Annotated in this window: 5 protein-coding genes; all 5 read right to left on the bottom strand. The window is 65.8% G+C overall.

What is annotated here, in order from left to right; all coding sequences use genetic code 11:
- Positions 1–728: inositol monophosphatase family protein (locus JOZ76_RS21675; RefSeq protein ID WP_291701689.1), on the bottom strand; the 728-nt coding region annotated here is incomplete at its 3' end.
- A 261-nt stretch (positions 729–989) separates the two neighbouring features.
- Complete coding sequence (locus JOZ76_RS21670; RefSeq protein WP_291701687.1) at positions 990–2,069, bottom strand: tetratricopeptide repeat protein; 1,080 nt, start codon at positions 2,067–2,069, stop codon at positions 990–992.
- Positions 2,066–2,770, bottom strand: coding sequence for a thiamine phosphate synthase (locus JOZ76_RS21665; RefSeq protein WP_291701685.1), 705 nt, complete (start codon positions 2,768–2,770; stop codon positions 2,066–2,068). The genes JOZ76_RS21670 and JOZ76_RS21665 overlap by 4 nt, the downstream gene beginning before the upstream one ends.
- Positions 2,771–3,796, bottom strand: coding sequence for a class I fructose-bisphosphate aldolase (locus JOZ76_RS21660; RefSeq protein ID WP_291701683.1), 1,026 nt, complete (start codon positions 3,794–3,796; stop codon positions 2,771–2,773).
- A 108-nt stretch (positions 3,797–3,904) separates the two neighbouring features.
- On the bottom strand, positions 3,905–4,972 hold the full coding sequence (fba, locus tag JOZ76_RS21655) for a class II fructose-bisphosphate aldolase (protein WP_291701691.1): 1,068 nt from the start codon (positions 4,970–4,972) through the stop codon (positions 3,905–3,907).
- Positions 4,973–4,992: the final 20 nt, after the last annotated feature.

The raw sequence follows: 4,992 nt of genomic DNA, 5'->3' as shown, positions 1-4,992 counted from the left end.
TGGCCGGTCGAGAGCGCGTCGTCCTTGCCATTGATCCCGGAGACGCTGCCGCCGGCCTCGCGCACCATGATCTGGCCTGCCGCGATGTCCCAGGGCTGCAGGTTGCGCTCCCAAAAGCCGTCGAAGCGGCCGGCGGCGACGAAGGCGAGATCGAGGGCGGCGGCGCCGAAGCGGCGCAGGCCCGCGACCTTGCTCTGCATCGCAGTCATTTCACGGCGCGATAACTCCAAATCGCCGCGGCCGATATGCGGCATGGCGCAGGCGATCACGCATTCGTCGAGCTTGCGCCGTCCGGCCACGCGCAGCCGCTGGTCGTTGAGGAAGGCGCCCTTGCCGCGCTCGGCGATGTAGAGCTCGTCATTGCCGGGATTGTAGATCACGCCGGCGATGATGGTGTCCTCCCGCTGCAGCGCGATCGAGATCGCGAACTGCGGAATCCCGTGCAGGAAATTGGTGGTGCCGTCGAGCGGGTCGACGATCCAGGTGTGCGACTTGTCCGTGCCTTCCCGCGCGCCGCCTTCCTCGCCGACGAAACCATATCCGGGCCGCGCCTTGGCGAGATCGGCGTGGAGGATTTCCTCGGCACGCTTGTCGGCGAGCGACACGAAATTGGCCGGGCCCTTCAGCGAGACCTGGAGGTGCTCGATCTCGTTGAGATCGTGCTTGAGGCTGCGGCCGGCGCGGCGCGCGGCCTTGACCATGACGTTGATGAGGGCGGAATGCAGCATGGGATCGCTGTGTTTCGGGCAATGAAGCTTGATGAGCTGAGGCTAGACTGTTGCGGCATCGGCGGTCGGCTCCTCTCCCCGCTTGCGGGGAGGGGAGTGGGGTGAGGGGGAGTCTCCGGGAGCTGCGCTCGTGGAGAGTCCCCCTCACCCGGATCGCCTCAGAGCGATGCGTCGCATCGCTAAACGCGATCCGACCTCCCCCCGCAAGCGGGGAGAGGTGAAACGAAGTGTGGGTGCCCTGCGGGCTCGGCGCCGTCAAGCTCATTTCCTGGCGAGGGTGCCGAACCAGAGGCGCACCAGATCCTCGACCTTGGTGCGGTCGGCGTCGCTCAGCTGGGCGAACCGCTCGTCGAGCTGGGCATCGCCATTTCCGGCGGTTTTCGCAATCAGGTGCCACTTGAAGCCTTCGATCAGGTCGATCGGCGTGCCCCGGCCGCCAACGAGGACATGGGCCAGCCGGTTCTGCGCGATCGGGCTGTTCTGCTTGGCGGCCCGCCGCAACAGCTCGATCGCGGCGGCCTCGTTCTTCGGAGTGCCGGTGCCGTTGTAGAGCGCGATGGCGTATTCGACCTCGGCATCGAGATTGTCCGCGAGCGCCGCCGCCTGCAACAGCTGCGCCGCCTTGGTCAGATCCTTCGGGACGCCGGTGCCTTCCTTGTAGAACGTCGCGAGCGCATATTGCGCTTCCGGGTTGCCGGCATCGGCCGCGATGGTGAGCAGCTCGGCGGAACGCTTCAGGTCCTGGGGCAGGGTCTGGCCGTCGAGGTAGAGCAGGGCCAGGTTATAGGCGGCCTTGGGTTCACCGAGCTTGGCCGAGGAGGCCAGCAATTTTACCGCGGCCTCGCGGTCGACCGGCCCGCCGCGCCCCGACAGGCGCATCATCGCCAGAGCGAACATCGCCTCGCGATCGCCGCCATCTGAGGCGCGCTTATACCAGTCGATTGCCCTTGCGTAATCGCGCTTGACACCGAGCGCGTTGGAATAGAGCTCGCCGAGCATGGTCATGGCCTTGACGTCGCCGACTTGCGCCTTGGCATTGGCGAGGTCGAACGCCGTCTTGTAGAGGCCGCGCTGGTAGGCCCCGTAGACGAGATCGGCGTTGGAATCGACCGGCGCCGGAGCCGTTGCGGCGGCGGCCGACGGAGCCGGGGGCGCCGGCTTCGCCTCCGTGGCCGGAGGCTTTTTCACGAACCCGGGCGCCTTGGCTTTGGGATTGGGTGCCGCCTTGGTCGTGGCCGGCGGTTCGAGACCTGGCGGCGTCAGCGACACCTGCGCCGCTGCGTCCGCCGCCATCAAGAGTGCGCCCGCCACCACGATCACGAACAAACGGCAAGCTGTCATGCCTGGCTCACCTCCGTCCGGCTTCGATCCGTGCGAGAGGCCGAGGCGAAGGCATCGCCGATAACAGCGCCAAGCTCGGCAAGGGCCGCTGCCGCGCTGCGCGGATCGGACCAGACGAGGTCGTCGACCAGGATGAAATCCGCGCCGGCCGCGACAAAATCCCGCGCCTCGTCAGGGGAGGCCGCATACGCGACGCAAGGCGGCTCGAACAGTTCGGCCCACCACCCGACGCGCTCGGCAACCGCTTCACGGGACGGCCTGAGGCCCTGCGCATCCGCCTCGCCGAACAGCACATAGTCAGCGCCTTGCTCGCCTGCGGTCATCGAGTCGTGCCGCGTCGCCAGTGCGCCGACGCCGACGATGCGATCGGGTTTTAGGGCCGCCATGGCCTCGTCCATCGCATTGATGCCGGCCAGATGCGCGCCGTCGGCGCCCGATCGCGCGACCAGCTCGAACTGGCCGTCGAGCGCGGTTGCATCGAGCAGCAGCGCCGCGCCGCCCTGCTGAATCACGGGCGCAAGCGCCTTGATGCGCGAAGTCATCGTGCGCGGATCGGCCGGCCTCAGCCGCACCAGCACCGCCGCGACGTCGGCGGCCGCCAGCGCGGCTGGCAACTGCGCCAGGAGCTGCGCGGGATCGAGGCCGGCAGGCGTCGCGAGATAGAGCCGCGGCGCGGGGCGCGGAGCAGGTTTCGTCGCCAATTATGCCGCCTTCTTTTCCAGATCGGCCATCCACTCGCCTCGGCTGGCGAGCGCGTTCATCCGCGCGCGATGGGTGAAGGCGCGCTGGCCGGCCGCAACGTTCTCCGGCTTGCCCGACCACGTCTTCTGCGGCGCGGCCTGCAGTGCGCGGCCATATGAGAAGGTCAACGGCCAGGGCAGTCCGCCGATCCGGTTCATCGCGTCGAGATGGGCGGTAGCCTCCTCGTCGGACTGGCCGCCGGAGAGGAAGGCGATGCCCGGCACCGCGGCCGGCACGCAGCGCTTGAGAAGTTTTACGGTTTTCTCGGCGACTTCGTCGACGGAAACCTGCTTGCCGGATTTCTTGCCAGGTACGATCATGTTGGGTTTCAGCACCATGCCTTCCAGCGCGACGCGCTGCAGGCGCAATTCCTGGAAGGTGTGGTTGAGCACGCGCTCGGTCACCTCAAGACAGCGGTCGATGTCGTGATCGCCGTCCATCAGCACTTCCGGCTCGACGATCGGCACGATCTGCGCGGCCTGGCAGAGCGCCGCATAGCGCGCCAGCGCATGCGCATTGACGTGGATCGACGTCGCCGACGGAATCTCTGGTCCGATGTCGATCACCGCCCGCCATTTGGCGAAGCGCGCGCCGCGCTCAAAATATTTCTTAAGGCGTTCGGCGAGCTTGTCGAGGCCGACGGTGACCAGTTCGCCCGGGCAGGCGGAGAGCGGTTGCGTGCCCTCGTCGACCTTGATGCCGACAATGGCGCCGGCCTGCTCGATCAGTTTGATCAGCGGCGTGCCGTCGCGCGCATTCTGCCAGATGGTTTCATCATAGAGAATGACGGCGGAGATATAGCGGCTCATCGCCTCGGAGGAGCGGAACAGCATCTCGCGGTAGTCGCGCCTGCTGTCCTCCGTCGATTCCACCTTGATGGCGTCGAACCGCTTCTTGATCGTGCCCGAGGATTCGTCAGCGGCGAGAATGCCCTTGCCCGGCGTGACCATGGCCAGGGCGACCTTGTTGAGATCGCTGAGATTCATGGAAGTATCCTCCAAAAGCGGACCCTGCCTTGCCCATGAAAATAGACCGTTCTCGGGCAAATTGAGAGGAGAACGTTGGTCGCAGGGGCCGCTCTGTGGAGGACTTTTTTACGCGATCTTGGGGTCCAGTTCGCCCTTGGCGTAGCGTTTGGCCATCTCGGCGGGGGTCAGCACCTTCTTGATCTTGGAGGCCTGGCCTGCGGTGTTGAACTCCTGAAAGCGCTGCTTGCACAATTTCGTCATCGCATCCATCGCGGGTTTAAGATATTTGCGCGGATCGAACTCTTCCGGGTGCTCATTGAGAACTTTCCGGATCTGGCCGGTCATCGCCATGCGGTTGTCGGTGTCGATGTTGATCTTGCGCACGCCGTGCTTGATGCCGCGCTGGATCTCGGCGACCGGCACGCCCCAGGTTGGCTTCATCTTGCCGCCATTGGCGTTGATGATCGCCTGCAGATCCTCCGGCACCGACGAGGAACCGTGCATGACGAGATGCGTGTTCGGCAGCTTGCGGTGGATCTCCTCGATCACGTTCATGGCGAGGATGTCGCCGTCCGGCTTGCGGGTGAACTTGTAGGCGCCGTGCGAGGTGCCCATCGCGATCGCCAGCGCATCGACTCTGGTCTGGCTGACGAATTTCACGGCCTCGTCGGGATTGGTCAGCAGCTGGTCGTGCGACAGTTTTCCCTCCGCGCCGTGCCCGTCCTCCTTGTCGCCCATGCCGGTCTCGAGCGAGCCGAGCACGCCGAGCTCGCCCTCGACCGAAATGCCGCCGAGATGGGCCATGTCGGTGACCGTCTTGGTGACGCCGACATTGTAGTCCCAGTCGCCCGGCGTCTTGCCGTCGGCCTTCAGCGAGCCGTCCATCATCACGGAGGTGAAGCCGGCCTGGATCGCGGTCATGCAGGTCGCCGGCTCATTGCCATGGTCGAGATGCACGCAGACCGGGATTTGCGGATAGATCTCGGTCACCGCGTCCATCATGTGGCGCAGCATCACGTCATTGGCGTAGGAGCGCGCGCCGCGCGAGGCCTGGATGATGACCGGCGCGTCGAGCTCGGAGGCCGCCGCCATGATCGACAGCGCCTGCTCCATGTTGTTGATGTTGAAAGCCGGCACGCCGTAGTCGTGCTCCGCCGCGTGGTCGAGCAATTGACGCAACGTGATCCGAGCCATCTGTCCTGTTCTCCGCGTTG

Origin of the sequence: Bradyrhizobium sp. (genome assembly GCF_019244115.1) — a bacterium.
Classification (GTDB): Bacteria; Pseudomonadota; Alphaproteobacteria; order Rhizobiales; family Xanthobacteraceae; genus Bradyrhizobium.
The sequence above is the reverse complement of the archived record's forward strand: the minus strand, read 5'-3'. Positions and strand labels throughout refer to the sequence as shown.